Here is a 25,870-nt window from a genome sequence, read left to right as displayed (position 1 = left end):
GGGGCTGCCCACGATGCTTGATCTTGCCTCGTGGGCGGGGCGTCTGGGCGGGGATACCTTCCTCGCCCAGACGTACCACCGCTCCTACGCGCACTTCCCGGGTACTGCCGACGTGGCGGGCCTGTTCTCCTGGGACGACTTGAACCGGATCATCGCCACACAGCGCCTGGAACCGCCCAGGCTGCGGCTGTCGGTGGACGGCGAGATGGTCCCCGTTCACCGCTACGCGGTCCCGACGACGAACCGGCGGGCGGTGACCTGGTCCCGTATTCAGCCGGCCGAACTGCACGCTCAGCTCCGGGATGGTGCCTCGCTCGTCCTGGACTCGGTCGAGAAGATCCACCCGCCCGTGGGGGCGGCTGCCGAGGGCCTGGAACGCTTCCTGGGTACCTCGGTGCAGGTCAATGCTTACGCCTCCTGGACAGAGCGGGAAGGCTTCGGGCTCCACTGGGATGACCATGACGTCGTCGTGGTCCAGGTCCACGGTTCCAAGCGATGGCGGCTCTACGGGGCAACACGTGAGGCTCCTACGTTCCGCGACGTGGAGACCCCGGAGAAGCCCGAGGGTGACCCCGTCGCAGACATCGTCCTGGCGCCCGGTGACGTGTTCTACCTGCCGCGCGGCTGGTGGCACGCGGTCACCGCTGACCAGGGCACGGAGTCCCTGCACCTGACCTTCGGCCTGGTCTCCCACACGGGGGCGGACCTCCTCCACTGGGTCGTGGATCAGCTCCGGTCGGGCCTTGCCCTGCGAAAGGACATTCCGCGGTTCGCTTCCCTGCCGGATCAGTCAGACTTCCTGGCCGAACTGCGCCGGGAACTACTGGATGAGCTGGCGGACCCCCGGCTTGTGGAGCGGTGGGCGGAGTCGAACGACACCACACACCACGGGCACGCGATCCCTTCCCTGCCCTACGTGGACGGCCTCCCCGCCCGCCCGGAGATCGCCGTGCGATTGACCGCCCCACGGGGCCGTGTCGTGGAGAACAGTGGCCACAGCACGGTCACGTTCTCTGCGGCTGGAACGGCTTGGGACTTCGCCGACGCCGCTGCGCCGGCCCTTCGCCTTCTGCTGCTCGGACAGACGGCCACGCTGGGCGATCTCGCGGATTGCGCGGGTCTGGAAGTGAAGGATGTGGCAGCGCTGGTCGCGGTCCTCATTGAGGGTCAGGCCGTTGCTGTCGTGGGGACAGCCCTGTGACGGCGGCTCTGGCCCTCGGCACCTATCGCGTCCGAGAGGTGGCCGAAGCAGCCCGTACTGCTCTGCGGGCCGGAACCCCGTGGATCGACACGGCGCCGAATTACGCCGAGGGGCTGGCGCAACACCACCTCGGGCCGGTCCTGCGGGAGCATCCGGGGGCCACACGGGTGGCAACCAAGACAGGCTTCTTCACCCGGAGCCAGGCCCGTACCGCCCTGGCCCTGGACGTCCTTCCCGTGGAAGACGCCACCGCAGGACACAGCCTCGACCCCCGCTTCATCTGCCATCAGGTGGAAGAAGCCATCACCCAACTCGGCTGTGTGGATCTGCTGTTCGTGCACAACCCTGAGCGGGCCATACACGGCGCAGACAGGGCGGTGATGCACTGGCGCTTACGGGAGGTCTTCAGCGTCCTGGAAGGGCTCGTACAGCTCCGACGCATCGGCGGCTACGGCGTGGCCACCTGGGCGGGCCTCCGGGAAGGAGCCTTCAGCGTCCCTGAGCTCGTGGCGCTCGCCCGGGAAGCGGCGGGCTCCGAGGGACACCACCTGATCGGCCTCCAAATGCCCGTGAGCCTGATCATGGACGCGCCGATCACTCAGGCACTCAACGGCGGTGGCCCCCTGGTCCAGGCCCAGGACGCGGGGATGATCACCTTCGGCTCTGCACCCCTGCACGGCGGTGACCTCCTCGACGCCATGACACCCGAACTGGTGGACCTGATCCGCCCCGGCCTCACGCCTGGTGCCGCCGGCCTTCTGGCTGCCGCCTCCTGCCCGGCCCTGGACGTCGTGCTCACGTCGTCCAGCAGCCGCGACCACTGGGACGATGCAGCCAAGGCACTGGCCGCGCCTCTCACCCGCGACCACCTCAGGAGAGTTACCGATGAACTTGCCACCGGATGAGGCCGTCCAGACCCTGATGACGGCCGCTCACGACCGGGCGGCCGAGAAGGTCGGCCTGATCTGCTCGGGGCCGCTGGTCTGGGGCTTCGCGGGCTTCACCCTGGGCCGCCGCTCGGGTCCCTACTGGCTGCGGGTCAGCCGGAGCCTGGTGAAGAACGCGGGACGCAAGCACGGACAAGGAATCGTCGGGGCCGACGACCTGGTCCCGCGCGACGTACCGCGCCCCGCCGTGCACGGAACCTACGACTGGACCCAGGGCGAGTACGCCTTCGAAGCTGAGGTCTTGGACCTGGTGCCGCACCCCGTCGTGTCACCCCGGAGTCCGGAGCTGAACCGCAACCCTGCTTTGCCTAAGGAGTGGTGGACGGTGCTGCGTCGATCTCTCGACCGCCTGTCGGAAGTGGAGGGCGCCAAGGAGACCGTGAGGGACGACTGGATCGAGCGAGCCTTCCCCCAGTACCTCGGCATTCCTGCCCCCGCCAAGATCGAGCGCGTCACAGGACACGGTGACCTCCACTGGGGCAACGTCACCGGAATGCCACTGACACTCCTGGACTGGGAGCGCTGGGGCCGCGTCCCTGTGGGCTACGACCCGGGGCTCCTCCACGCGCACAGCCTCCGGGTCCCGTTCATCGCCACCCACGTCCGCAGCCGCTTCGGGAGCATCCTCAACACCCCCGCCGGCCGCATCGGTGAACTAGCCGCGCTCGCCGAAATGCTCCAGGCCGTTGCTCGCGGCTTCTACCCCAAGCTCGCACCGCTCCTCTTGGACCGCGCCGAAGAGCTGACCGGTGTCCGCCCGCGGTCACAGTCCCACTCATCCACTCTTTGAGTGGAGAGTGCGAGATGTAGAAGTCGAACCTTCGGTCCCGGCCACGTCCAATCAATTGGATGGAAAAGGTCCCGACTTGGTCCCGCCAGAGGTAGGTGGGGTCTAAGATTTGCGCATGCCAGATGACGATCCTTCGTACACGCAGACACTTAAGATGCTGGTCGACCGATCGATCTTTGGGATCGAGGAGACACAGTCCTCGCCCGAACTCCCGTATCTCCGCTGGGCCGAGATGGAGATGGACTCGACCCCGGTACGAATCGGGCAGGGGGCGATCCGTTTCATGAGCCTCGCCGGAACTCACCATCCACTAATCACCATTGAGGTTCGATGTAAACCCCGTGAACCAGAAGGGTCCGGATTTGAACTAATTGGTCACGGCTCCTATCGGAGCGCCAGTGGAGAAGCGTCACTTTTTAATATCGACGGCCCTGAACTCGATTTCAAATTGACGCCCGATAGTGAATACGAGCTACGAGTTTGGCGACGCGGTGGAGATACTGCATCGCAGCGTTACGCGGTACTCCTGGGAAAGGTTTACCCTATCGAGGGTATCGAGGAATATCTTATTCAATTCATTCAGCAATGATCGCACGTGTGCCCCTGCGTCTGACGCAGGGGCACACGTGCGCGGCCTATTTTGGGAGTTCGCTAACTACGTGACGACCCAGATCTGATTAGCCATCCCAGTGCAGGGAGAGAGAATGATGGGCGTCCGCTCGACAGGGGGAGACGCTTTGAGGGCCAGGCACAATCCGCTTCTTCTGTGAAGGATCGCCCCTCGGTAATCCGTACTAGGTCCCCAAATCTGGGAATCCGCTCCTGAGCAAGGCTCAGCTTTCACAGCTGTACCCGCAGTGCCTGCGCTAGCATCTAGGCAGCTATTACTGAAAACTCGCAATTGACCGTCATCGTTATGCCAGAAGTCCTGGCTGGGTCCGCTTGAGTACGTATAGATTCGAGCAGGGGAGCCGGCAGTCCGGCTGGCTACGTCGAGAGCCATCTTATACTCCCCCGAGGACTTAATAACCAAGGTTGCTGGAACTAGCTTACCGTGATTTTTCGCAAGGACCTGAAACTTGTCGCCATGGAGGATTCTATCCCGCGCATACCACGCGGAAAGCCTTCCCCCCGCAGTGGAATTAACGGTTCCAGGGACGTAGCGGACAGAGAAATTCCCCGTTGCGGCCCCTTCTTTGGTTGAAGCGAAGGGGAATTCGTCACATTCGTAAGTCGCGTTACCCTTAACGAGCTGTCCGCATGCCGCATTCTTCCACTTGAGGTTCTCGTCGCTGACTTTCTTCGCAGCGGCATCGAACTTTGGGTAGTTTCGGGTGAGGAACGTGGAGCTGCCCAGTCGACCGGGAATCTTCTTGGCGTGATCAACCCTCGGATCCGTACTTTCGGGGATCAAGTAGGCTGTGAATATGTGCTCGGCCACCTGTTTGACGGAGGCATCGGCGTAGTCGTAGGAGAGCCAAGGGGTGACGCGATTGAAAATTGCCCCTTCCAACCCCTGCGTCGCTCCCCTTTTCAGGTATTCGGCGGAGTCCATGCGCAAACTTTGGTCGGGTGCAGCGAACCACTCAGAAGATCCCTTGGTGCCGTTTACCTTCCAATTGTTCCGGAAGTTGCAGGTAGTCGGCTTGTCTATTCGTGATTGGTCACCGTCCGCAGCGGTGCTGGTGATCCGATAGTAGACAAATGTATTGTTCCACGTTGAAAGCGGTTCCGTGTAGCTGCCGGAAGTTCCGAATGACGTGGTGCATACTCCAGGATATCCCCTACTGGTCGGGGAGAGAGTCATCGAAGCGCCGACGAAAACCCCCGTCGTGCGAACATCGGTTACTTTGACATTGAGCGTCCCCTGTCGCCCATTGTTGTGACCTTCACCAACCTCGGTTTCCTTGAAGCGGACCTGGCCTTCCACCCTACCCTGACCATTCAGCTTGGTGAGGGTGTTGTAATTCCACCGGCAGAATTCGAAGTGGTTTACGATGAAGCCGTTATCGGTTTTTCCTTCCGGGCTGGCATTACAGCCCGCGAAATCAATTACATCAACCAATGGGTGGAATTTAGTTTCCGTGTCGCTCCCGTACGTCGCTCCTGAGCGTTTGAGCGCCTCAGCTTCGTACTCCGGGGTCGGAGTCTCAGGCTCGGGCGGTTCAAGGGCCCCAGAAACCCCTGCCGGCAAAGTGTTGGTTCCCTGATAGGGCTCACCGGGCTCCTGCAACGTAGTCGGGTCAGAAGACCTCACCCAGACGTAAGATTCCGTTTCTGCCTCATCAGCCGTTGCGGCCACTGGAATCATTGATCCCAGTACAACAGCCACCCCCAGGGCTGCTGAGGTGAAACCTCTTACCCTCATACGATCCCCCTCTTTTCTTGAAAAATTTACGAGGGCGAAGATAGCACTATTCGCGCATGTGTTCGGGTATTCCGGGTGAGACGACCGGAAAGGAGGTTGAATGTGGCTGATTAGTGTCGAGGGTCGTCATGAATATGTTAGTTCGCCCTGGTTTATCCATTCCGTCGTCAGTGATCTAGATTCCGCATCCTCGATGCCGTGATTAGTTGGCTGCTGGTCGCATCTGAGGCTTCCCTCATTTTGGGGCTCATCGCTAGGGGCCATGGCAGTCGTGGTTTGAGCGTCGCCGCATCGATCGGTCACGTTCCCGCGCCGGTGGCTGGAGCGGCTTTGGCCGGTGTCCTGTTCGGGTTGGGGTCGGGCATGTTCAGGGGGCCTTACGCTGTCCGGCAACTCGGGCAGGCTTTGATCCTGCCCGGAATTTGATCGAGTGGCCCCCTGGACTTGCCCGACGCGGGCCCCGAGTCGAACAGGTGGGTAAAGCCGTGGAGGCCGCCGGCCCCGGCCACGTGTGGGTGGACAGCAATCCGCGGTGACCTGTGCGGGCTTGGCGTGTGCTCCCGTTCCTGTTGGCCGTGCTTGCCGTGGGGTAGCCGGTCGGGGTTCTTCCGGGGTCTGGCTCGACCGCTTCTCGGGCTTTTGCGGCGCGAGCGGGCGGGGGCCGTCGCGGGCGGTGGCGGAGACATGGAGCCAGCGGTGGCCTGGGGCCGCCGCGCCGCGCGGGCCGCGTCAGCGGGCCGCCTTGATCCAGTAAAGAAACTTTCGACAGCTCATCCCTCCGGCCGCTTCGGCCGCTAGGTATGGGCTGCTTCGTCATGCTCTGTGAAGTCCATCCGTATAAGCATTGTTCCATCGCTTCTTGCCCTGGTCTGTTCGCGGAATCGCCGGACTTTATCCACAGGGTCGGCATGGTCTGGTGTCTACGGGCCGCTTACGTGGCCTTGTCCACAGGTCATGGCAAACGGGGGTCGGGATGCAGGTTCTGAGGGGGTGTCCGCTTTCGCTGATTGCGTGCTGCGTGCGCCGGAGAGTCCGGCAGTTGTCCACAGGGAAAGCGGGCAGTGTGACGCAGATCACGTCTGGGTGGTGTCACGCGAGAGGCGTTTTGCATACCTCTACGTGTGATCCGCAAAAGCGGGCCGATCTACATAGCCGACGATCCCCGGTCAGCCAAACCGGGGATTCTCCGGACCCTTGCCATCAGGCGGGTAGCCCGTGCATCGATTGGGAGGGGTGTGTGATGCGCGTCACATCAGAAAGTTGGGGGGCGAGCGTCACACCTTCGCCGATCCCGGCACCTGTAGCAGATGAAGGGGCCGGTTCTACCTGGGCGGCACCTATCACCCGGGATGGGAATTCGGAATTCCGGGATTCTGCGGAGACTGATGTTAGGGCGGGTGAGCGAGTGGAGGCGGTGGCGGTGCCCTCGGGGGAAGTTGTGCCCGGCCGTGGGGCCTTGAGGGCGGCCCGCGTGGCGGGCTGTTACGCCAAGTCTTCGGCGCGCGGGGCGGGAGGGGTCGAGCGACTTGCCCGCAGCGCGGGAGAACCCAGATTTGAGGGTCGAGGAATCCGCGGAAGTGCTTCAGGGTGCGTCGTACCGACCGGAGCTATGAGGTCAGCCGGCCCCGGGGGTGCGGGTGGTGTGTGCCCGTTACTCGCCGCTCTGCACGTGGGAGTGGAGGCGATACGCGGGGATGCGCGACAGGAAAGCAAGACGATGGGCGGGGAAAGAATGAGTGAGTCCGAGATAGCTGCGCTTGAAGCGGGTCTGACCCGACTGGCCGTGCAGATAGCCGAGTTGAACGCGGCGATGCGGCGGGTGTCGGAGGCTATTCGGAAGTCTTCCCCTGGTCTGCAATTTGCTGCTGAAGCTTGCTGACCTGATCGGTCATCGCGGCGACGATGCCGGTTAGTTCCTGGATGGCCTGGGCCAGGGTATTGAACTCGTCGCTGTGTAGGGGGCTCGGAGTGAGATCGTGACTCGGGGCCCCCTCCGCGCTGGCTGGCTCCTCCGGGGCAGGCTCGAAGAACTCCCGGATGAACTCGGACGCCGGCGCCTCGGCGGGGGTGGGGCTGTTGCGGACGAAGCTGCCCCGGCCCTGCACCGAGTAGATGAGCCCCTCGTTCTTGAGCAGCCGCAACGCGTTCTGAATGGTCGAGCTGGCGACGCCGTACCGGTCCTGGAGCGTACGAGCGGACGGAAGCCTGTCGCCGGGCTCGAGTCGGCCGCTGCGGATGTCCTGCCGAAGCAGCTCTGCGGCCTGGATGTAGGGCGGCCGGTCGTCCTTCTCGAAGTCCAGTGTCATACGCGCAGAATACGGGGCCTCCCTGTCCGTGCGATACAGCGGCGCACCCTCGCGTCCCGACTGTGCGGCCCTCCCGTGCGTGCCGGTGTGCGGGTGTTGCGAGTGTGCGTGTGTGCGGCTATGGTTTGGGTGTGGCCGAACAAGCGGCCAAACCTCAACCGAGAGGGCGTATTTGCCATGGCCAGGACGTACATCCGTGTGGGTTTCGAGCAGTCAACGAAGTGCATGACGGGCACCCCGGCGGTCCCGAAGTGGAAGGACCAGGAGAACGCGATCCGTGCGGTGGACCGGGAGACCGGACAGCCGCTGTTCACCGTGACGCTGTTCCTGATGGAGGACGAGCGGGCGGAGGTCCTGAAGGTGACCGTCCCGGCTGACGGCCTGCCCAACGGCCTGCACCCGGGCCGCTTCGTCCGCCCTGTGAACCTGTTCGCCTCCCCGTGGGCGCGGATTTTCAACGACCAGCTCTCGGAGGGCGTGGCCTATCGGTGCACGGCCCTGGAACTGGTCGAGGCCCCGGCGATGCCCGAAGTGGGCGCCGCGTAGTGGCTGGCGGGGGCGGCGGGTCGTTGGCACGCCTCGTGTTGGCCCACGGCTTCATTCCCGATGACGTGATGCGTGACCTGCGCTTCGTCTTGGAGGCGCACGGTCTCCCGCCGATCTCCAACGGCCTGGACGCCTTCTGTATGCAGGGCGCCTTGTTCGAACTGCTCTATGGCGACCTCGGCCACACCTGGGGCGACTGACCCCGTCTCCATGCGGCATGGGTTCGGGCCTCTCGGAAGGGAGTGCCCGGCCCCGCCTTGGTCGCCCTCGACCTCTGAGGCGACCAACACAACCAAGAACAAGAACGCGAAGGACATGGACAGATGAACGAACTGAGCGACGCCACGCGGTGGCTGAACGTTGTCATGTGGGGCGGCATCGCCCTGATCGCCCTGTGGGCGGTGGTGTGGATCGTCCGCTACGTGGGGGCCACGCCGATGGGTCGGGTGAGTATCCGGCAGGCGGTGCGTATCCGCCGGGGCTGGAAGCGCCTGGCACAGATGGCGGGGCTGTCCGTCACGGACAGGATGCCCACCCTCATGGACCAACTGTCCGATACGGACGGCAAGAAGCAGCACAAGCCCCGGGTCCTGACTCCGGTACTGAAGGTCACGCCGGATGAGTTCGGTGTGATGGCGCGCGCGAACTGCCTGCCGAAGGTGAGCCTGGCCGAGTTCCAGAAGGCTGCCCCCTACCTCGCGGACGCCTGGGGAATGACCCGTGTCTCCGTCCTGCCCGGGGACAAGCCGGGACAGGTCCTGATCCGTGGCGTCCGCGTTGACCCGCTGACGACTCCGACTGAGCACGTGCCCACCGGCCGCCCGCCGAAGGAACTCGCGCGCTGGGAACTGGGCGTCGATGAGTTCGGCATGCCCGTGTCGGTGTCCCTCAAGGACGTGCCTGGGGTCACCGTCGGCGGTCTGCCCGGCTTCGGGAAGACCTCCATGAACAACCGGCTCATCTGCGACTGGGCACCCTCGCCGGCCATCCAGTTCGTCACCCTCGATGGCAAGGTCACCCATGCCCGGGAGGGCGACTACGCCGAACTCTTCCAGCGCATGTTCGCCTTCGTCGGTGACGACCTGGAGGCCGCGAACAAGCTCCTCAAGCGTCTCGTGCTCCTGCGCCGCGCCCGCTCCGCGTGCATGACCAGCGTCCTGGGCGTCAAGAACATGTGGCACGTCGGGCCCTCCGAAATGTGGCCGCTGATCGTCATCAACATGGACGAGGCCCACACCTACTTCCGCGACCACAAGGGCTCCGACCCCGCGACCAAGCGCCTGGCCGCACTCGCCGCCGAGAACGCCCGGCTGGCGGAAGACCTCGTCAAGAAGGGCCGCGCCTTCGGCATCCTGATGTTCCTGACCACTCAGAAGACCACCGGGGACGCGATCCCCACCTTCATCCGGGACGTGTGCCCGGTCGGTCTGTCCTTCGCCCAGAAGACGGCAGAAGCCGCGGTGGCCGCCCTCGGCGAGGACATCCGCCAGTGGCCCGACGCCAACCCCATTAACCTCCAGGACCCCGCGTACGTCGGCGTGGTGGTCATGTCCGCACAGGGCCGTCCCGGCTTCGTCCGCATCCGCACCCCCTACGTCCCCGACGCGTACGCCGGTGACATCGCAGCCAAGACCGGGCACCTGGTCCGCGACCCCTTCCAGCTCCTGGAAGAACTCACCGGGCGCACGGTCGAAGACCTCGCCAAGCACAACCCCGACGAGGAAGACGGCCCCGAACTCCTCGCTGCCTGATCACCCCTCCAACTGACCTTGCACACCCCTTGAAGGGAGGTGAAAACCCTCATGGCAGAAGACCGGATGACACAGCGCACCGTGACCGTGGTCATGGCGATCATCGCCCTACTGGCCTTCGTGTTCTCCTTCGGCAACGTCTGGTCCCTCGCCCTGCGCCTGGGTGTCCCGGGCCCTGTTGCACCGTTGATCGCCCCGATGGTGGACCTGTCCGTCGTCGGGCTCCTGGTCGCGCTGCGGTACCTGTCCCTGCGCGGGGTACCGGCCGGTGACCTCACCGGGGCCACGCGCCTGATGCATGCCTCCGGCTTCTTCACACTGGCCCTCAACATCGCCGAACCGATCATCGCGGGGCACTACGGCCGCGCCTGTGTGGATGCGGTCGCACCCCTGCTCCTCCTCGGATGGGGCGCCGTCGGGCCCACCCTCCTGCGGCGCTTCCACGCCGTGGCCACCCAGGCCCCTGCACCGGTCCCCGTGATCGCCCCCGAGCCGATCACGGAACCCGACCCTGCCGTATCTGAACCGGTACCTGTCGCGGACCTGGTCCCGGTCCTCTTCACCCCGGCTCCGGCCCCGGCCCCGGTGAGCGTTCCGGCGCCGAAGGTGCCTTCGGCCCTCCTGGACGCCGCCCGCGAGATCGCCGACTCCCACACCGCGATCCACGGAGAGCCGATCAGCGCCGCACAGCTCAAAGCGCGACTCGGCGTCGGCCTTCCCCTGGCCACCGCTGCGCACGCCGAGCTGACGGCCTGATCCACCCCGCCGGCCTTTCCGGCAACACCCGCTCCTGGCCCCATGGGCCTGGCCAGTCATGCCCTGGGCCGCACCCCACCCTCCGCCGGGTGCGGCCCAGGGCCCTCACCCCCATCTCTCACGTACGGAAGGACTCCAGACTCATGACCCGCGACCTCGTCTTGCGGCACGTGATCAGCCCCGCCGTACGCGACCTGATCGAACTGGCCAACCTCCAAGACTTCGACCGCGTCCGCGAACAGATCAACCGCCTCGGCGGCTGCTCCGCGCCGGTCAACCTCGTCGGCTGGACCGAGACCCGCGACGCCGCGAACGACAACGCGGTCGTCCGGTCTTACGCGACCGCCGACGAACCCACCGGACGGCTCCTGACGGCCTGCGGCAACCGGCGCTCATCACGTTGCCCGGCCTGCTCCCGCGTCTACGCCGCCGACACGTACCACCTCGTCCGCGCCGGACTCTCCGGCGGCAAGAACGTCGCTGAGTCCGTCCGTACGCACCCCCGGCTCTTCGTCACGCTCACCGCCCCCTCCTTTGGCCCGGTCCACAACCGGCCCACCAGCGGCGGCAAGCTCCGCCCCTGCCGCTGCGGTGACCACCACGCCGAAGACGCTCCTGTCCTCGGCACACCGCTGGACCCCCGCACGTACGATTACGCGGGCGCGGTCCTCTGGAACGCTCATGCAGGGGCCCTGTGGTCCCGGTTCACGACCTACCTGCGCCGCGAGCTCGCCTCGTACCTGGGCATTACGCAGAAGGCCCTGAACGGCCTTGTGCGGGTTTCCTTCGCCAAGGTCGCCGAGTACCAGAAGCGCGGCCTGGTCCACTTCCACGCAGTCGTCCGTCTCGACGGCCCCGACGGCCACACCAACACCCCGCCGGCCTTTGCCACCGTCGAAGCGCTGACCCACGCCGTCCACGAGGCCGCCGGACGCGTCGCCCTCAACCTGACCTCTGACGCGGTGGGTGATCGCGAAATCCGGTGGGGAGACATGATCGACGTACGCGAGATCACGGCGCTCGGGGACGGCGAACTCACAGACCAGCGCGTGGCCTCCTACGTAGCCAAGTACGCCACAAAGAGCGCGGAAGGCTCCGGCACCGTGGACCGCTCCCTTGTCTGCGCACCCTGCGCCGGTCGCGGCACGGTCGGCGACCGAGTGCGGGACCTGTGCCCTCACTGTGACGGCACGGGCCGCGCCGAACCCTTCGCGGACCTCCGCGTCCAGACCCACGTTCGGACGATGATCCGAACCGCCTGGACCCTCGGGGGCATGCCCGAGTTCGCGCACCTCAAGCTCTGCAAGTGGGCCCACATGCTCGGCTTCCGAGGCCACTTCTCCACCAAGTCCCGCGCCTACTCCACCACCCTCGGCGCCCTGCGCGACGTACGACGAGGGTGGCGCATCGCCCAAGCCGAAGCAGCCCGTGAACGCGCAGGAGACCAGGCCCCCGTCGCCGAATCGGTTCTCGTCACCGAATCCTCCTGGGCCTTCCTCACCACTGGCTACCGCCCCGGCGAAGAGCTCCTCGCCAACCAGACACGCCACGAAATCAACCGCGCTCGCGAGGACAAGGAACGCGACAAGACCGAAGGGGAGGTATGGACGTGACGCTCGTCGCTGTGGAATCTGTACCGTCCACCCTGTCCGACGGCGATGCGGTCGCGATGCGCATTGAAGGATGGGCCGTCGCACACGCACAAGCTGCCCCCCGCCTGGGCGAGGAGCAGCTAGAGGTACTGCGACAGCTCTTTCAGTGAGAGGCCCGGAACACCGGCTCCAAGAGGTCGGGATCGAACGCGCCGCTCCGTGGCCGGCCCTTGGGGATCGGATGGATGATCACGGTTTGCAGGACGGTCGTGGCGGCCCTTCGCTTCTGTCGCATGTCGAACCCCGCCCACTTCTCCTCACTGAACCCCGCGAGGAAGTTGCGTGCGGCCTGCTCGGCGTAGAAGTCGTTGCGGTCCTCCTGCGACTCCGTGATCTGCCGGTCGTTGTCGTCCTTGAAGTCCAGGTACTCGGCGAGATCGAACACGCCTGACTTGTAGCTCTCCTTGATCTCCGCCCGTTTGGCCAGGAGCGCAGCCAGGGTCTCTTCGCCGTACCACTTCTTCTCATCGGGCCGCATGGCAGCAAATTGGGCCTTGAGTACCTTCACGACGAGGGCCTCGACGGCCTTGTCCGTGTAGTCGGCACGGCGGCTGACCTTGTTGCATCGCGGGTCGCCGCACCGGTACCGGTCCTGCTTGTTCGATCCGCTCGGACCGTTGCCCTTCATCTTGGCCAGGCACATGTCCCCGGCGTCGTCCACGTACCCGCACCGCGCGATGTTGGTCAGGAAGAACCGGCGCGTATCCTCGGCGATCTCCCGAAAGTTCTTCTTGCCCTCTCGCAGAACCTTGTCCCGGAAGCGGCTCGACGCGGTTTCGCCGTGCGGGTTGAACCACACGGGACACCTCTTGACGAGCAACAACCACTCCTCGGGCGTGCACACGGTCTCCCACTTGCCGACGACGGCTTCACCGGTCTTGGGGTCGGTCACCAGCTTGCCGTGAATCATCCGGTAGCCGCACAGGGCAGGATTCGTGAGCATGTACTGAACCGGTGTGGTCGCCCATCTGTTGCCCCGCAGGGTTACGTAGCCGCTGTCGTCCAGGAACGTGACGGCGGTAGCCCAGTACTTCCCGGCGAGTACCAGCTCGATGGCGCCCCGTAGAACCTTCGATTCCTTCGGGTCCAGCTTCTCGTTGACCTTGCGTCCCGTGCGGACGTCGGCTCCGAGCCATCCGAAGCGGCGCGGGCCTACGGGATTGCCTTCCAGCGCAAGGTCCCGGACGTTGCGCTTCACACGACGCTTGACCCGGACCACCTCGCGCTCACCCATGGCTGAGGTGAGGAGCCCACGAAGCATCTCGGCGTCGCTGTGCACGTCCAGCACGGTCTTCGTATCGGCGATGGCGTACAGCCCGTGCTTGTCCACGGTGAGGGCCCTGTGCAACTTCAGGTAGTCCTCGGGGAGACGCACCACGCGCTCTTCCTCCACGACGAACAGGCCCTGGATCGGGTACCCCTCCTCGACGCGACGGGCCCTGAGGTCCCGAACCAGGCGGAGGAAGGCCGGCCGCTCGATGTCCGGGTCGGCTGCGGTGATGTGGTTGTCGGTGTACCGGTAGACGATGGCGCACCCATGCTGTGCGGCGAACTCGTCGTTGTTGCGGTGCTGCCGGGCGACACCTGCGGCGTCCCGCTTGTCGTTGGTGATTCGGGCGTACGAGCAGCTGGGCTTCCGGCCGTTCAGCCACTCCTCGAAGGTTCTGCCCTCGGCAAGGGCCTGATGTAGGTCGGGATGTATGAGCCACTTGGATGACGCTTTCACCGCTGCTAACCTCTCGCGACAAGGGCAAGTGTCTGAGCGATAGTAGTGCGTCAGCTACATGGTCCCGTTCGTCGCCGCCGGCGGCCTCCTCATCGCCCTCGCCTTCGCCATCGGCGGGTACGAGATCAACACCGCCCCCTCGGTCGCCGAGCACTTCGTGTGGACCGAGGCCGCCAGTTGGGCCGCGCTGCTCTTCCAGACCGGCGGCCTCGCGTTCGGCTTCCTGGTCCCCGTCCTCGCCGGCTACATCGCCTACGGCATGGCCGACCGGCCCGGTCTCGTCCCCGGCTTCGTCGGCGGCGCCGTGGCCCTCACCATCAACGCCGGCTTCCTCGGCGGCCTGATCGCCGGCCTCATCGCGGGCGGCACCGTGCTCGCCGTGCAGCGGGTGAAGATCCCCACCGCCCTGCGCGGGATCATGCCGGTGGTCGTCCTGCCGCTGATCGGCTCCGCCGTCACCGCGTTCCTGATGTTCCTGGTCGTCGGCAAGCCCGTCGCCTCGCTCCAGCAGGCCCTCACCGACTGGCTGTCGGGCCTCTCCGGCGCCAACGCGATCATCCTCGGCGTCATCCTCGGCCTGATGATGTGCTTCGACCTCGGCGGCCCGCTCAACAAGGTGGCCTACGCCTTCGCCATCGGCGGCCTCGCCACCCCCAACGAGGGCAGCCTCAAGGTCATGGCCGCCGTGATGGCCGCCGGCATGGTGCCGCCGCTGGCGATGGCGCTGGCCACCACGGTCCGCGGCCGGCTCTTCTCCAAGACCGAGCGCGAGAACGGCAAGGCCGCCTGGTTCCTCGGCGCTTCCTTCATCAGCGAGGGCGCCATCCCGTTCGCCGCGGCCGACCCGCTGCGCGTGATCCCGGCCTCCATGGTGGGCGGCGCGGTCACCGGAGCCCTCTCGATGGCCTTCGAGTGCACCCTGAGGGCCCCGCACGGCGGCATCTTCGTCATCCCGCTGATCGGCAACCCGCTGCTCTACCTGATCGCGATCGCCGCCGGTACGGCCACCACCGCCGGCCTGGTCGTCCTCCTCAAGGGAATGCGCAAGCAGGAGCAGACCCCGCCGCAGCAGGCAGGGGCCGCCGAAGCGGAGCCCCTGCCGGACCCGGCGAAGGTCACCGTCGCCGCCTGACCGCCGTCCCCGTCCCCAGCCCCGTCACCTCACCCGCGCGCGGAGCTCCATGGCTCCGCGCGCGGCCGTTTCGGTCTCGTAGACCTCGCACATGTGGCGCCCGTCCGGCGTCACCGTGTGCTCGACCTCCCACAGGCTGAACTCGCTCCCGTCCAGCAGGACGAAGGAGTGCTCGTACAGGCTGAAGCCCGCGTCCCGCCCGTCCGCCAGGCACTGCCGGGTGCCGAACACCTGCGTGATCTGGTGCGCGTAGGCCGACCGCAGCAGCAGGGCCACCTGCTCGCCGGGCCGGTCCGGGTTCTCCGCGCGGCGCAACACCCGGCGGGCGTGGTCCGCGGATTCCTCCACCCCGTACTCGCGGTGCCGCTGGGCCGGGGTCGGATGGGTGAACAGCGCGCTCAGCACGGCGATGTCGCTGTCCGGCTCCTCCTCCACCGTCACCTCCACGAGCTCCCGCGCCACCTGCGAGGGGACCTCGCCGAAGAGCCGGGCCGCCGCGAGGCAGGTCTCCGCCTTGCTCGCGAAGACCTCGTACCGTATCGAGAGGTCGGCGTCCTGACGGTGCGCCAGCTCCCACAGGACCACGGAATCGCCGTCCGAGAGCAGGTAGGCGTGCCGGTGTATCTCCCGCCACGGTCCCGCCGCCGCACTGCGGCGGGTGGTGTGGAGGGAGGACCTGTGGGCGAGCGCCGTGCCCAGTCGCTCGACCAACGCGTCCGGCAGGTCGAAGGAGTTGAGGGCGCGGCCCAGGAGTCGATCGAGGTGCGCCTCGGTTGTCTCGTGTGGATCGCTCAAGGTGGGTCTCCAGGCCGTCGCAGCTTGTCACTTCGCGGAAGCTCAACGTAGCCCCTGGGTCTGACATCACGTCCGGGGTTCGGTAAAACGTCCGGGAAGCGCCAGGGGTTCCAGCCACCCCTTCAGGTCAACCTCCATGTCGATGAGCATGGTTGGGCCGGATAGCGGGCACAAGGGCGGGAGCATGACCGTATGGCAACAAATACCGTGGGCGTCCCCCGCCAGCAGGGCAGGCCCCACAACCGCAAGGACGCAGAACCGATCGCAGCACCCCGCGGGCTGGCCTGGCTGCTGCTGCTCACCGGAGCCGCCGGAGTGCTGGCCGCCTGGGTCATCACCCTGGACAAGTTCCTGCTGCTGGAGAACCCGGACTTCAAGCCGGCTTGCAGTCTCAATCCGGTGGTCTCCTGCGGCAGCGTGATGAAGAGCGAGCAGGCGGCGGCCTTCGGCTTCCCGAACCCGATGCTCGGGCTGGTCGCCTACGGGGCGGTCGTGTGCGTCGGCGCCGGCCTGCTGGCCGGGGCCCGCCACCGCGGCTGGTTCTGGCTCGGTCTGGGCGCCGGCATGCTCTTCGGCGTCGGATTCTGCTCCTGGCTCATGGTCCAGTCGCTCTACGAGATCAACGCGCTCTGCCTGTGGTGCTGCCTGACCTGGCTGGCCACCCTGCTGATGTTCTGGGCGGTCACCGCCCACACCGTCCGTACGGGGATCCTCCCCGCGCCCGCACCGGTACGGAACTTCTTCGCAGACTTCGGCTGGGCCCCGCCCGTCCTGCACACCGGCGTGATCGGGATGCTGATCCTGACCCGGTGGTGGGACTTCTGGACCGGCTGAGGGCGCCGGACGACATGCGAGGGCCCCGGCAGCTGGACGCTGCCGGGGCCCTCGTCACGTCACACCGCTTCTTCGAACGCGTCGCTCCACGGGCGCCGTGTATGTGGACCACGGGGTCCCGGACCGTAGATCGGGAGCGGAGATCAGCTGTTGGCGGAGACGTTGCCCGAGAGGACCGGGATGTTGCTGAGGATGTGCGAGAGCGGCTCGTCGCCCTTGGCCTGGGTGGAGTTCTCGGTGCACTGCTGGTTCTGCGGGTTGGACAGGACGTTGATGTCCTGGACACCGACGTTGACCAGGGCGATCAGCGACTGGGCGTTGACCTTGGCCGGCAGACCGATGCAGGGCTTGTTCAGGGTGCCCTGGACGACGCCGAGCTGCGGGCTCATGTCACCGTGCGTCTTCTGGTTGCCGTACGCCTGGACGGCACCGTTCCCGTTGACGGTGTTGATCCCGTTGTCGTTGCCGATGGCCATGGCGGGGGCGGCAGCAGCAGCGCCCGCGCCGACGGCGGCGGCGGTGACCGCGGCGGCAGTCATGATCTTCTTGAACATTTTGATCCTTTTGTCGCACGAGTGCCCGCAAGTGGAGCGCCCTGATCAACTGCCTTCGTGAAGGGTTGGTTCCGCTGCTTCACTCAAACGGCCTGTCCGGGGGCAGGTTTTCCCCGGGTGGGGTGAGTCGCCCCCGGACGCGTGCGCGAAGCCCGTACGCACCCCGCAGCGGGGTGCGGGCCCCCGCGCTCGTGTTGCGCTCCGTACAACCCCTTCGCACGGTGGGTAAGGAAGCGGATCGCTCGGGTCCGCTTCCGAGCGACCACCAGAAGGAACACTCATGCACCGCACCAAGGCCTCCCGCATCCGCGTCCTCGTCCCGTCGGCCCTGGCGGTCGTCATACTCACCGGCGCGGCAGCCCCCGCGGGCGCCGCGGAAGGTGCCGGTGCCGCCGCGAGCCGAGTGGCGACGGCCCAGGAGGAGATCAACGAGAGGGTGGCGGCGGCGGGTCCCGTCGAAGACGCCCTCGCCGCGGTCTCCGAGATCCTGGCGAACCTGACGAAGAGCCTGGGCACCCTGTTGCCGGGGATCACGCTCCCCGAGATCAAACTGCCCGCGCTCCCCTCCCTGCCGCAGATCCCCGCGATCCCCGGCCTTCCGGACCTGCAGCTCCCGGCGATCCCGGCGATCCCGGCGATCCCGGCGGTTCCGGAGATCCCCGACATCCCGATCCCCGACGTTCCGATCCCCGACGTCCCGATCCCCGAGGTACCGGCGCTCCCGGTCTCCGAACCCGCGGCCCCGCCCGCGGGTGCGTTGCCGGCCGTGCCGGCCATACCGGCGGTACCCGGGACACCGACGGGCCTCGTCCCGAAGATCCCGTCGTTCGCGGAGTTCCTTCCGTAAGCACCGAGATCCGTCCGCGGACCCGCACGCGGTTACGACTATTGGGCTGAACAGGTCTGATCGCGTGCAGAACCGTGTCGTCTGGGAAGGTGGACCGTTTCGCTCGATGTGAGCCCCGGAATCGGGGCAGAACATCGAAGAGAAGGTGCACTTCCCATGAACACTGCCAAGAAGGCCGCCCTGGTCCTGGCCACCGCTGGTCTCGCTGCGGCCGGTGCCGCCGGCTCCGCAATGGCCGACTCCAAGGCCGAGGGTGCGGCCGTGGGTTCCCCCGGTGTCCTCTCGGGGAACCTGGCGCAGGTCCCGGTCCACATTCCGATCAACGTCTGCGGCAACTCCGTGAACGTGATCGGCGCGCTGAACCCGGCGTTCGGCAACGTCTGCGTCAACGACTGACGTTCGACGCAACACACGACTGTGGGCGCCACCGGCGAGGCCGGGGGCGCCCACAGTCGTGTCGGCAGCGGAACGGGCAGGCCCGTCAGTGCTTGGAGCCGCCGTTGAGCTTCACTCCGCCGAGCAGCGGCGAGGCCTGGGTGGCCCCGTTGGCGAGGTTCATCACCTCGGCCGGAGCGTCGTTGCGGACCTCGTTGACCTTCTGGACGGTGGTCACGACCTTCTGGACGCTCTCGCCCTGCTCGGCCAGCCCGTTGCCCACGGTTTGCGGCAGCGCCGCCGATACGGGGTTCACCGAGTCGGTGACCGCCGTGAGCCCGCTCGTCAGGCTCATGGGGACGGCCGGCGCCTCGGTGGCGGCGAAGGCGGGAGAGGTGGCGCCGAGGGCGGCGACGGAGCCGACGACGACTGCGGCGACCTTCGAGAGCTTCATTGTCAGAATCCTTTTCCAGGGGTGACCAGTGACGACCGTCGCGCCACTTTCGACCTGGTTAACGATTCCCCGCCGCCACGGAAACGCGGAACCGAACACGGCAACGGCCGGAGAATCCGACAAGGGACTCTCCGGCCGATATTTCTTCCGATTACCGGTAATGACGTCAGGCGGCGTTACGGGACCTGCGGTACAGAATGGCGCCGCCCAGGATGAGGGCCGAGGCCAGGGCCGCGGCGCCGACGGGCTGTCCGGCGCCGGTCGCCGCCAGTTCCTGCCGTGCGGGGGCCTCCGCGACGGGGACCGCCTCGGGTGCGGGTGCCGGCGCGGGGACCGGGGCCGGGGCCGGCAGCGGTGCCGGGGGAAGCTCGACGGGCAGGTCCCCGGCGGGCGCCGCCGGCGGCTGGTCGGCCGGGGGCACTACGGGCGCGGGGTGCTCCACGACCTGGCTGCCGTGCGGGGGCATCGGCGCGGGAGCCTCCTCCGCGACGGGGGCCGGGGCGGGCAGCGTGTGCGGAGCCTCCTCCACTACGGGAGCCGGCGCGGGGGCCGGAGCCGGAAGCGGCTGCGGGGCCTCCTCGACCGGTGCCGGCACCGGCACGGGCTCGGGCTGCGGCGCGGGCGCCTCCTCTACGGGAGCGGGCGCGGGCGCCGGAGCGGGCGCCGGGTGCTCCGCCTCGGGCGCGGGCAGCGGCTTCGGCGCCGGGGGCGCGTGGTGCGGGGCCGGGGGCTGCTCGGCGTGCGGCTGCGGCGGGTGCTGCGGCCGCGGCTCGGGCCGTTCCGGGGCGGGGTGGTCGTCGCACTCCTCCTCGTCGGAGTCCCCGTAGCCGCCCTGCTGCCCGGGCCCGTGGTCCTCGTGGCCGCCCTGCTGCTCCGGGCCGCGGTCGCCGTAGCCGCCCTGACGCTCGGGTCCGCGGTCGCCGTAGCCGCCCTGCTCGTGGCGGTCCTCGTGCTCCTCGCGCCGGTCGTGCTCGTCGTGCTGGTTGACGTAGCGCCGTACCTGCTCCGCCTGCTGCGGGCTGAGGTAGCGCTCGTAGTCGTGCCCGGCGTCGGAGCCCGTCGTGGTGGCGCAGTTGTTGCCCATGGCGGGGTTGAGGCCCGCCCCGGCGTCCACGGTGTTGCCGCACACGTTCGGCGAGAAGGTGACCGGTACCGAGACGCTGTTGCCGGCCAGCACGCCCGGTGAATGGGAGGCCTCGGCCATCGCCCCGGGTTGCGCGTAGGCCGCGCCGGTCGCGATCGACAGCAGACTGGACGCGGCGGCCGCGGTGAGCACCCCCTTGCCCAGTACCTGTCGGCTCAGTACCTGTCGCATGGGTCCTTCCCTGTCTACCGGCCCAGCGGCCGGTGCTGAATCGAAGGTGGCCTCGGAGTGCACCGCCGTGCACTCCGAGGCCACCCCGAGGAGGTCTGCCCTTGCGGGCACAGGCGCTTCGTCAGGCGTTGACGCAGGTGTTGCCGAACGCGGGGTTCAGCAGGGCGATCACGTTGACGGTGTTGCCGCAGACGTTGACCGGGATGTGCACCGGGACCTGGAGCACGTTGCCGGACAGGACGCCCGGGGAGCCGACGGCCTTGCCGTCCGCCGCCGCGTCGGCCATGGCGGGGGAGGCGGCACCGGCGGCCATGAGAATGCCGGCGGCCAGCACCACTGCCTTCTTGTACGTCATTTGTTTTCGTTTCCTTCCCGCAGAGGTCTATCCGCTGCAGAATTAACAACGAGTGGGTCCGGGAAAAGAAACCGGGGATTTTTGCGCGCCTCCGGCCAATTCACTCAGATGCTCGTTCGTCCTGAATTGTGGCCGGATTCTTCTGGTTGCTTCAGGGTCCTTATTCGGGTCCCGACATGCGGCGGGGCCGCCGCGACCCGAAGGTGCGACGGCCCCACTGGCGCGGTGCTGTGTCAGCCGGCGCGGCGCTGTCAGCTGCCGGCGGAGGCGTTGCCGGACAGGACCGGGATGTTGTTGAGGATGTGCGAGAGAGCCTCGTCGCCCTTGGCCTGGGTGGAGTTCTCGGTGCACTGCTGGTTCTGCGGGCTGGACAGGACCGGGATGTCCTGGACGCCGACGTTGACCAGAGCCAGGACGGACTGGACGTTGGCCTTGGCGGGCAGGGCGATGCAGGGCTTGTTGAACGAGCCCTGGATGAGCGCCATCTGCGGGCTCATGTTGCCGTAGGTGGCCTGGTTGCCGTAGATCTGCGAGGCGCCGTTGCCGTTGACGGTGTTGATGCCGTTGTCGTTGCCGATGGCCATGGCCTGCGGGGCCATGGCGGCACCCAGACCGACGAACGAGGCGGCAACCGCTGCGCCGGCCGCAAACTTCTTGATCATGATGGTCCCTTTTTTGCAGGATTGCCCGGTACTCAAGCACTCGGATCAACGGCGCAACCGCGGTTTGGGTTGCGTGTCTTCACTCGGATGCCGAAGTTTCGGGCGGCACGGTTGACGTCAGGCGTTGACGCAGGTGTTGCCGAACGAGGGGTTCAGCAGGGCGATCACGTTCACGGTGTTGCCGCAGACGTTCACCGGGACGTGGACCGGGACCTGGAGCAGGTTCCCGCTCAGGACGCCGGGGGACTCGCCGGTGAAGCCGTTCGCCGTCGCGCCGTCGCCGCCGTGCGCGGAGGCGAGGCCCGCGCCGCCCATCAGCAGCGCGGTGCTCGCGACCGCCAGGGTGGTGCCGCGCACCAGCCTCTTCTTCATCTCCGTTTTTCCTTTCTGTTCGAACAATGGTGCAACCCATAACGACCCGCCCGTCTCCAGGGTGCGTGTTATCGCCCAAAAGGCCGTATGGGCGAGTCCGGCGTGATTTCCCCCCTGACTTCTGACAAAGTTCACTCCTGTTTTGTCCCCTTGATCGAAAATGGAGACAGGGTCATGGGTTCCTCCCGCAGAATCCTCGGCACGCTCGGTCTGCTGTCCTGCCTCACGCTTTCGGTGAACGCGCCCCTTGCCAGTGCGTCCGCAGGTGCCGCCGCCCCGCCGGGCGCGCGGGGCCCGCTGGTCAAGGAGGCGCCCCGGGTGCCGTTCACCCAGCGTTACCAGGCCGTGCAGCACGGCGGTCTGGTCCGGGCCTCGAACTCGTCCATCGGCTGCCGCAAGGAGGAGTCGGAACACGCCGAGCCCTGTGCCGCGGTCAACAAGGGCGCGGCCGGGACCAACGGCGACTACGAGATGTTCTACGACGAGGTCGACAAGGACCCGGACACCTACAACTCCACCCGGGCCGAGCTCAAGGTCCCGGCGGGCGCGAAGGTCTCGTACGCCCGGCTGTACTGGGGCGGGAACCTGCGGGTCGGCGAGCAGAAGCCGCCGGAGGACAACGGCCGGGTGCTCGTCGCCGAGCCGGGCGGCGCGTACAAGGAGGTGCTGGCCGATACGGCGATCGGGCACCGCAGCGACGCGGCCGGCGATGCCTACCAGGCCTCCGCCGACGTGACCCCGCTGGTCCGCAAGGGCGGCGCCGGGATGTGGACGGTGGCCCAGCTGAACGTCGCCATGGGGCACTCGGCCATGGGTGCCTGGGGCGGCTGGACGCTGGTGGTGGCCTACGAGCACCCGCAGGAGCCGGTGCGCAGGGTCTCGATCTGGGACGGCTTCGAAGGGCTGACCGCGGGGGCCGGCGAGGCGGCGGGCGAGACGGTGGAGCTCACCGGTCTGGACGCCGCGCCCGGCGCGCAGGGGCGGGCCGGGGTGGTCGCGTACGACGGGGACCGCGGAACGCTCGGGGATTCACTCACGGTGACCGCCGACAGCGGGCGCCGGATCAGTCTCAGCGATGGAGAAAATCCTTTTAATGATGTTATGAATTCCACGATCACGGAATTCGGAGATCACTCGTTCGTGCGACAGCCCGAACATATGAATAACCTCGGATATGACGCGGACGTGTTCGATCTGAGCCCCGCCCTGTCCGGTGGCGCCCGCAGCCTGACCTTCGGGTTCACAGGCGAAAACCAGGGTCATTTCCTCGGTGTGCTCTTCGTTCAGACAGACGCGCGCCGCTGAACGCAGGAGACCACTCCCCGTGCCGACACAACCTCCTTCCCCCTCCCCCTCCCCCTCTTCTTCTCCCTCCCCTTCCCGGCCTCCGGTCGTCCTCCACCTCGTCCAGCCGGTCGAGGGCGGGGTCGCCCGCGTCGTCGTCGACCTCGTGCGCGCCCAGTCCGCGGCCGGCCTGCGGACCTACGTCGGCTGCCCGCGCGGCGGACAGCTCGCGGACGCCGCTCGCGAGGCCGGGGCCGAGGTGCTCACCTGGCGTGCCGGGCGGGCTCCCGGACCCGGCCTGGCCGCCGAAGTGCTCGGCGCGCGCCGCCTGATCGGCCGGGTCCGGCCCGACATCCTGCACGCCCACAGCGCCAAGGCCGGACTCGCCGGGCGGCTCGCCGTGCGCGGGGCCGTCCCGACCGTGTTCCAGCCGCACGCCTGGTCCTTCGACGCCGTGGGCGGGGCCACCGCCGCGCTCGCGCTGCGCTGGGAGCGCTTCGGGGCCCGTTGGGCCGACCGGGTGCTCTGCGTCAGCGAGGCCGAACGCCGCACCGGCGAGTCCGAGGGGATCGCCGCCCGCTGGTCGGTGATCCGCAACGGAGTCGACCTCCGCCACTTCCGCCCCGGCGGCCCGGACCCCGTCCGGGACAAGGCCCGGGCACGCGCCGAACTTCCGCTGCCATCCGCCTTCCAGGGGGACGGGCCGCTCGCCGTCTGCGTCGGCCGGCTCTGCCAGCAGAAGGGGCAGGACGTGCTGCTGCGTGCCTGGCCGGAGCTGCTCGGAGCCGTTCCCGGGGCCCGTCTCGTGCTCGTCGGGGACGGCCCCGACATGGAACGGCTGCGCCGCGGGGCCCCGCCCTCGGTCCACTTCGCGGGGGCCGCCTTCGACATCCGGCCGTGGCTTCGGGCCGCCGATCTCGTTGTACTGCCGTCGCGGTGGGAAGGCATGGCGCTCGCCCCGCTCGAAGCCATGGCCTGTGGGCGACCGGTTCTGGTCTCCGACGTCAGCGGTGCCAGGGAGAGCCTCCCGCCCGGCCAGGGACGGCTGTGTCTGGTGGAACCGGAGGACCCGACGGCGCTGGCCAAGGCCCTGGGCGGGCTGCTCGCCGAGCCGCGGCTGCTCGCCGCACTCGGGGAGCAGGCGGAGCGGCACGCGCGGATGGAATTCGACGTGCGGCGCACCACGGACGCGGTCACCGGTCTGTATCACGAACTGCTGGGCAGGCCCCGGCCCTTGAACCAGGAGCGCATCAGCCGATGACGATGGACAGCGCACCCGCCCGGCACACCGGGCCGGGCGGTACGGGGCCCGCCGGCGGCATCACCGGCACCGCCGGCACGACCACCGGCACCACCAGCGCCGCCGGTGTGATCAGTACGGCCACCAGTGCCGCCTCCAGCGCCGGCGTCACCGCCGTCCGCCGTTCCGTGACCGCCATCCACCCCCCGCGCGGCCCCAAGGCCGACCGTGCCCGGGCCACCGTACGGCCGGGGCGGGTGCGCCGCCCGGACGGGATCGCCCCGCTGCTGGCCGCCGACGCGTTCGCCGCCGCGGCGACCGTGGCGGCGCTGCCCGGAGCCGAGCTGCCGCTCGGGGTGGCCGCTCCCCTCGCCCTGGCCCTGGTCGCGCTGCACGCGCAGGCCGGGCTGTACCGGCCGCGGCTCGCCCCCTCCGCGCTCCTCGAACTGCCCGCGCTCGCCGGGCGGGCCGCCGCACTGTGGTGCGCGGCCGCCGCGGTGCTGGCCGCCGCCGCCCCGGGCGATGCCCTGGGCTGGAGCACGCTGCTCGGCGCCGTCTGCGTCCAGGTCGTACTGGCGTGCGCGGGGCGCGGAGTCGTCAACCAGCTCCGCCGCCGCACCCGCGCCCGCCGCCCCGCCTCCGCCCTGGTCGTGGGACCCGGCGCCGGGGCGAGCGCGGTCGCCGCGGCCCTGCACGGGCGCCCCGAGTACGGACTGCGCCCCGTCGGGCTCGCGGACACCGGGACCGACGGGGAGGGGGCCGCGGGAGTACCCGTACTGGCCACCCACGAGGACATCCGGCGGGCCGTCATCCAGAACTCCGTCCGGCACGCCGTCTTCACCCGCCCGCCCGAGGCCGACGAACGCACCGCCTCCCTGGTCCGGCTCTTCCACGACCACGGCTGCCGGCTCTGGCTCGCCGACCCCGCGGGCACCGCCAAGGTCACCGGGATGCGCGTCGCGCAGCCCGCCGACCAGCTGTGGGGATACGCCGTCCAGCCGCTGCTGCCGCGTCCGGCCAGGCCGGTCGAGCGGTACGCGAAGCGGGCCATCGACTCCTCGCTCGCCGCGATCGCGCTGCTCGCCGCCGCGCCCGTGATGGGCGCCTGCGCGCTCGCCGTACGGATCTCCGACGGGCCGGGGGTGATCTTCCGGCAGGAGCGGGTCGGCCTGTACGGACGCCCCTTCACCCTGCTGAAGTTCCGCACCCTGCGCGCCGACGCGCACGAGTCCGCCACCCGCTGGACGGTGGCCGGCGACTGCCGGATGAGCCCGATCGGCTCCTTCCTGCGCAAGTCCTCGCTGGACGAGCTGCCGCAGCTGTGGAACGTGGTCCGGGGTGACATGAGCCTGGTCGGTCCGCGCCCCGAACGGCCCTTCTTCGTGGCCAAGTTCAGCAGCGTGCACCCCGGGTACGAGGCCCGGCACCGGATGCCGGTCGGCATCACCGGTCTCGCCCAGATCAACGGCCTGCGCGGTGACACCTCCATCGAGGACCGGGCGCGCTTCGACAACCACTACATCGACACCTGGTCGCTGTGGCAGGACCTGTGGATCCTGGCCCGCACCGCGGCCTCCTTCTTCCGCTTCCGGCTGGGGGGCAGCTAAA

Annotated in this window: 25 protein-coding genes and 1 pseudogene; 16 read left to right on the top strand and 10 right to left on the bottom strand. The window is 68.0% G+C overall.

What is annotated here, in order from left to right; translation table 11 throughout:
• The first annotated feature begins 13 nt into the window (after positions 1–13).
• The 4 genes from OG247_RS18180 (at position 14) to OG247_RS18165 (ending at position 3,527) form a co-directional block, all read left to right on the top strand.
• Positions 14–1,201: a JmjC domain-containing protein gene (locus tag OG247_RS18180; RefSeq protein ID WP_327253233.1), complete on the top strand. Its 1,188-nt coding sequence runs from the start codon at positions 14–16 to the stop codon at positions 1,199–1,201.
• Positions 1,198–2,106, top strand: coding sequence for an aldo/keto reductase (locus OG247_RS18175; protein ID WP_327253232.1), 909 nt, complete (start codon positions 1,198–1,200; stop codon positions 2,104–2,106). The genes OG247_RS18180 and OG247_RS18175 overlap by 4 nt, the downstream gene beginning before the upstream one ends.
• The gene (locus OG247_RS18170; protein WP_327253231.1) at positions 2,087–2,938 is read left to right on the top strand and encodes a hypothetical protein; all 852 of its coding nucleotides are present in this window, start codon (positions 2,087–2,089) and stop codon (positions 2,936–2,938) included. The genes OG247_RS18175 and OG247_RS18170 overlap by 20 nt, the downstream gene beginning before the upstream one ends.
• A 115-nt stretch (positions 2,939–3,053) precedes the next feature.
• On the top strand, positions 3,054–3,527 hold the full coding sequence (locus tag OG247_RS18165; RefSeq protein WP_327253230.1) for a hypothetical protein: 474 nt from the start codon (positions 3,054–3,056) through the stop codon (positions 3,525–3,527).
• Positions 3,528–3,593: 66 nt separating this feature from the next.
• Here OG247_RS18165 and OG247_RS18160 read toward each other — a convergent pair whose 3' ends face one another.
• Positions 3,594–5,270, bottom strand: coding sequence for a ricin-type beta-trefoil lectin domain protein (locus OG247_RS18160; RefSeq protein WP_327253229.1), 1,677 nt, complete (start codon positions 5,268–5,270; stop codon positions 3,594–3,596).
• 1,865 nt (positions 5,271–7,135) lie between these two features.
• Complete coding sequence (locus OG247_RS18155) at positions 7,136–7,612, bottom strand: GntR family transcriptional regulator (RefSeq protein WP_327253228.1); 477 nt, start codon at positions 7,610–7,612, stop codon at positions 7,136–7,138.
• 177 nt (positions 7,613–7,789) lie between these two features.
• On the opposite strand from OG247_RS18155, the gene OG247_RS18150 reads away from it, so the two are divergent.
• The 5 genes from OG247_RS18150 (at position 7,790) to OG247_RS18130 (ending at position 12,278) form a co-directional block, all read left to right on the top strand.
• The gene (locus OG247_RS18150; RefSeq protein WP_214348555.1) at positions 7,790–8,158 is read left to right on the top strand and encodes a hypothetical protein; all 369 of its coding nucleotides are present in this window, start codon (positions 7,790–7,792) and stop codon (positions 8,156–8,158) included.
• Between the two features lie 68 nt (positions 8,159–8,226).
• Positions 8,227–8,358, top strand: a complete 132-nt coding sequence (locus OG247_RS18145; protein WP_284681791.1) for a hypothetical protein — start codon at positions 8,227–8,229, stop codon at positions 8,356–8,358.
• A 123-nt stretch (positions 8,359–8,481) separates the two neighbouring features.
• Positions 8,482–9,909 carry a cell division protein FtsK gene (locus tag OG247_RS18140; RefSeq protein ID WP_327253227.1) on the top strand — a complete coding sequence of 476 codons (1,428 nt, stop codon included), beginning with the start codon at positions 8,482–8,484 and terminating at the stop codon, positions 9,907–9,909.
• A gap of 51 nt (positions 9,910–9,960) precedes the next feature.
• Complete coding sequence (locus OG247_RS18135; RefSeq protein WP_327253226.1) at positions 9,961–10,665, top strand: DUF2637 domain-containing protein; 705 nt, start codon at positions 9,961–9,963, stop codon at positions 10,663–10,665.
• A gap of 143 nt (positions 10,666–10,808) precedes the next feature.
• Positions 10,809–12,278, top strand: a complete 1,470-nt coding sequence (locus OG247_RS18130; protein ID WP_327253225.1) for a replication initiator — start codon at positions 10,809–10,811, stop codon at positions 12,276–12,278.
• Between the two features lie 142 nt (positions 12,279–12,420).
• On the opposite strand, the gene OG247_RS18125 is transcribed toward OG247_RS18130, so the two are convergent.
• Complete coding sequence (locus OG247_RS18125) at positions 12,421–14,043, bottom strand: recombinase family protein (RefSeq protein WP_327253224.1); 1,623 nt, start codon at positions 14,041–14,043, stop codon at positions 12,421–12,423.
• Positions 14,044–14,092: 49 nt separating this feature from the next.
• Between OG247_RS18125 and OG247_RS18120 the strand changes: the two are divergent.
• Positions 14,093–15,175, top strand: a pseudogene (locus OG247_RS18120) (PTS fructose transporter subunit IIC); the annotation flags it as partial.
• 24 nt (positions 15,176–15,199) lie between these two features.
• On the opposite strand, the gene OG247_RS18115 reads toward OG247_RS18120, so the two are convergent.
• Entirely contained in the window at positions 15,200–15,970 is a 771-nt protein-coding gene (locus OG247_RS18115) for a DUF6227 family protein (protein WP_327253223.1), read from the bottom strand.
• Positions 15,971–16,162: 192 nt separating this feature from the next.
• Between OG247_RS18115 and OG247_RS18110 the strand changes: the two genes are divergently transcribed.
• A complete protein-coding gene (locus tag OG247_RS18110; RefSeq protein WP_327253222.1) occupies positions 16,163–16,804 on the top strand; it encodes a vitamin K epoxide reductase family protein in 642 nt (213 codons plus the stop codon).
• Positions 16,805–16,947: 143 nt separating this feature from the next.
• Here OG247_RS18110 and OG247_RS18105 read toward each other — a convergent pair whose 3' ends face one another.
• Positions 16,948–17,358: a rodlin gene (locus tag OG247_RS18105; RefSeq protein WP_327253221.1), complete on the bottom strand. Its 411-nt coding sequence runs from the start codon at positions 17,356–17,358 to the stop codon at positions 16,948–16,950.
• Between the two features lie 280 nt (positions 17,359–17,638).
• Between OG247_RS18105 and OG247_RS18100 the strand changes: the two genes are divergently transcribed.
• Entirely contained in the window at positions 17,639–18,205 is a 567-nt protein-coding gene (locus tag OG247_RS18100) for a hypothetical protein (RefSeq protein ID WP_327253220.1), read from the top strand.
• Positions 18,206–18,361: 156 nt separating this feature from the next.
• Positions 18,362–18,601 carry a chaplin gene (locus OG247_RS18095; protein WP_327253219.1) on the top strand — a complete coding sequence of 80 codons (240 nt, stop codon included), beginning with the start codon at positions 18,362–18,364 and terminating at the stop codon, positions 18,599–18,601.
• An 85-nt stretch (positions 18,602–18,686) separates the two neighbouring features.
• Here OG247_RS18095 and OG247_RS18090 read toward each other — a convergent pair whose 3' ends face one another.
• The 5 genes from OG247_RS18090 to OG247_RS18070 all read right to left on the bottom strand — a co-directional run bounded on the left by OG247_RS18090 (position 18,687) and on the right by OG247_RS18070 (position 21,738).
• On the bottom strand, positions 18,687–19,034 hold the full coding sequence (locus OG247_RS18090; RefSeq protein WP_327253218.1) for a hypothetical protein: 348 nt from the start codon (positions 19,032–19,034) through the stop codon (positions 18,687–18,689).
• A 166-nt stretch (positions 19,035–19,200) separates the two neighbouring features.
• Positions 19,201–20,349 carry a chaplin gene (locus OG247_RS18085; protein ID WP_327253217.1) on the bottom strand — a complete coding sequence of 383 codons (1,149 nt, stop codon included), beginning with the start codon at positions 20,347–20,349 and terminating at the stop codon, positions 19,201–19,203.
• A 121-nt stretch (positions 20,350–20,470) separates the two neighbouring features.
• Complete coding sequence (locus tag OG247_RS18080; protein WP_327253216.1) at positions 20,471–20,704, bottom strand: chaplin; 234 nt, start codon at positions 20,702–20,704, stop codon at positions 20,471–20,473.
• A gap of 251 nt (positions 20,705–20,955) precedes the next feature.
• Positions 20,956–21,366, bottom strand: a complete 411-nt coding sequence (locus tag OG247_RS18075) for a rodlin (protein WP_327253215.1) — start codon at positions 21,364–21,366, stop codon at positions 20,956–20,958.
• 117 nt (positions 21,367–21,483) lie between these two features.
• Positions 21,484–21,738 carry a chaplin gene (locus OG247_RS18070; RefSeq protein WP_327253214.1) on the bottom strand — a complete coding sequence of 85 codons (255 nt, stop codon included), beginning with the start codon at positions 21,736–21,738 and terminating at the stop codon, positions 21,484–21,486.
• Positions 21,739–21,840: 102 nt separating this feature from the next.
• On the opposite strand from OG247_RS18070, the gene OG247_RS18065 reads away from it, so the two are divergent.
• The 3 genes from OG247_RS18065 to OG247_RS18055 are packed head-to-tail and all read left to right on the top strand — an operon-like array spanning position 21,841 to position 25,869.
• Complete coding sequence (locus OG247_RS18065; protein WP_327253213.1) at positions 21,841–23,043, top strand: DUF3344 domain-containing protein; 1,203 nt, start codon at positions 21,841–21,843, stop codon at positions 23,041–23,043.
• Positions 23,044–23,062: 19 nt separating this feature from the next.
• Positions 23,063–24,283: a glycosyltransferase gene (locus tag OG247_RS18060; RefSeq protein ID WP_327253212.1), complete on the top strand. Its 1,221-nt coding sequence runs from the start codon at positions 23,063–23,065 to the stop codon at positions 24,281–24,283.
• Positions 24,280–25,869 (top strand): exopolysaccharide biosynthesis polyprenyl glycosylphosphotransferase, encoded by a 1,590-nt coding sequence (locus OG247_RS18055; protein WP_442813327.1) that lies wholly within the window; start codon positions 24,280–24,282, stop codon positions 25,867–25,869. Before OG247_RS18060 ends, OG247_RS18055 begins: the two co-directional genes overlap by 4 nt.
• The last annotated feature ends 1 nt before the right edge of the window (position 25,870 follow it).

Origin of the sequence: Streptomyces sp. NBC_01244 (assembly GCF_035987325.1) — a bacterium.
Lineage (GTDB): Bacteria > Actinomycetota > Actinomycetes > Streptomycetales > Streptomycetaceae > Streptomyces.
This window is presented reverse-complemented; position numbering and strand designations above follow the sequence as displayed.

Bases quoted from the DNA above. Each gene is read 5' to 3' on its own strand.
- OG247_RS18180 (WP_327253233.1), top strand. From the start codon at position 14: ATGCTTGATCTTGCCTCGTGGGCGGGGCGTCTGGGCGGGGATACCTTC.
- OG247_RS18170 (WP_327253231.1), top strand. From the start codon at position 2,087: ATGAACTTGCCACCGGATGAGGCCGTCCAGACCCTGATGACGGCCGCT.
- OG247_RS18165 (WP_327253230.1), top strand. From the start codon at position 3,054: ATGCCAGATGACGATCCTTCGTACACGCAGACACTTAAGATGCTGGTC.
- OG247_RS18155 (WP_327253228.1), bottom strand. From the start codon at position 7,612: ATGACACTGGACTTCGAGAAGGACGACCGGCCGCCCTACATCCAGGCC.
- OG247_RS18150 (WP_214348555.1), top strand. From the start codon at position 7,790: ATGGCCAGGACGTACATCCGTGTGGGTTTCGAGCAGTCAACGAAGTGC.
- OG247_RS18145 (WP_284681791.1), top strand. From the start codon at position 8,227: ATGCGTGACCTGCGCTTCGTCTTGGAGGCGCACGGTCTCCCGCCGATC.
- OG247_RS18140 (WP_327253227.1), top strand. From the start codon at position 8,482: ATGAACGAACTGAGCGACGCCACGCGGTGGCTGAACGTTGTCATGTGG.
- OG247_RS18135 (WP_327253226.1), top strand. From the start codon at position 9,961: ATGGCAGAAGACCGGATGACACAGCGCACCGTGACCGTGGTCATGGCG.
- OG247_RS18130 (WP_327253225.1), top strand. From the start codon at position 10,809: ATGACCCGCGACCTCGTCTTGCGGCACGTGATCAGCCCCGCCGTACGC.
- OG247_RS18110 (WP_327253222.1), top strand. From the start codon at position 16,163: ATGGCAACAAATACCGTGGGCGTCCCCCGCCAGCAGGGCAGGCCCCAC.
- OG247_RS18105 (WP_327253221.1), bottom strand. From the start codon at position 17,358: ATGTTCAAGAAGATCATGACTGCCGCCGCGGTCACCGCCGCCGCCGTC.
- OG247_RS18100 (WP_327253220.1), top strand. From the start codon at position 17,639: ATGCACCGCACCAAGGCCTCCCGCATCCGCGTCCTCGTCCCGTCGGCC.
- OG247_RS18095 (WP_327253219.1), top strand. From the start codon at position 18,362: ATGAACACTGCCAAGAAGGCCGCCCTGGTCCTGGCCACCGCTGGTCTC.
- OG247_RS18090 (WP_327253218.1), bottom strand. From the start codon at position 19,034: ATGAAGCTCTCGAAGGTCGCCGCAGTCGTCGTCGGCTCCGTCGCCGCC.
- OG247_RS18085 (WP_327253217.1), bottom strand. From the start codon at position 20,349: ATGCGACAGGTACTGAGCCGACAGGTACTGGGCAAGGGGGTGCTCACC.
- OG247_RS18080 (WP_327253216.1), bottom strand. From the start codon at position 20,704: ATGACGTACAAGAAGGCAGTGGTGCTGGCCGCCGGCATTCTCATGGCC.
- OG247_RS18075 (WP_327253215.1), bottom strand. From the start codon at position 21,366: ATGATCAAGAAGTTTGCGGCCGGCGCAGCGGTTGCCGCCTCGTTCGTC.
- OG247_RS18070 (WP_327253214.1), bottom strand. From the start codon at position 21,738: ATGAAGAAGAGGCTGGTGCGCGGCACCACCCTGGCGGTCGCGAGCACC.
- OG247_RS18055 (WP_442813327.1), top strand. From the start codon at position 24,280: ATGACGATGGACAGCGCACCCGCCCGGCACACCGGGCCGGGCGGTACG.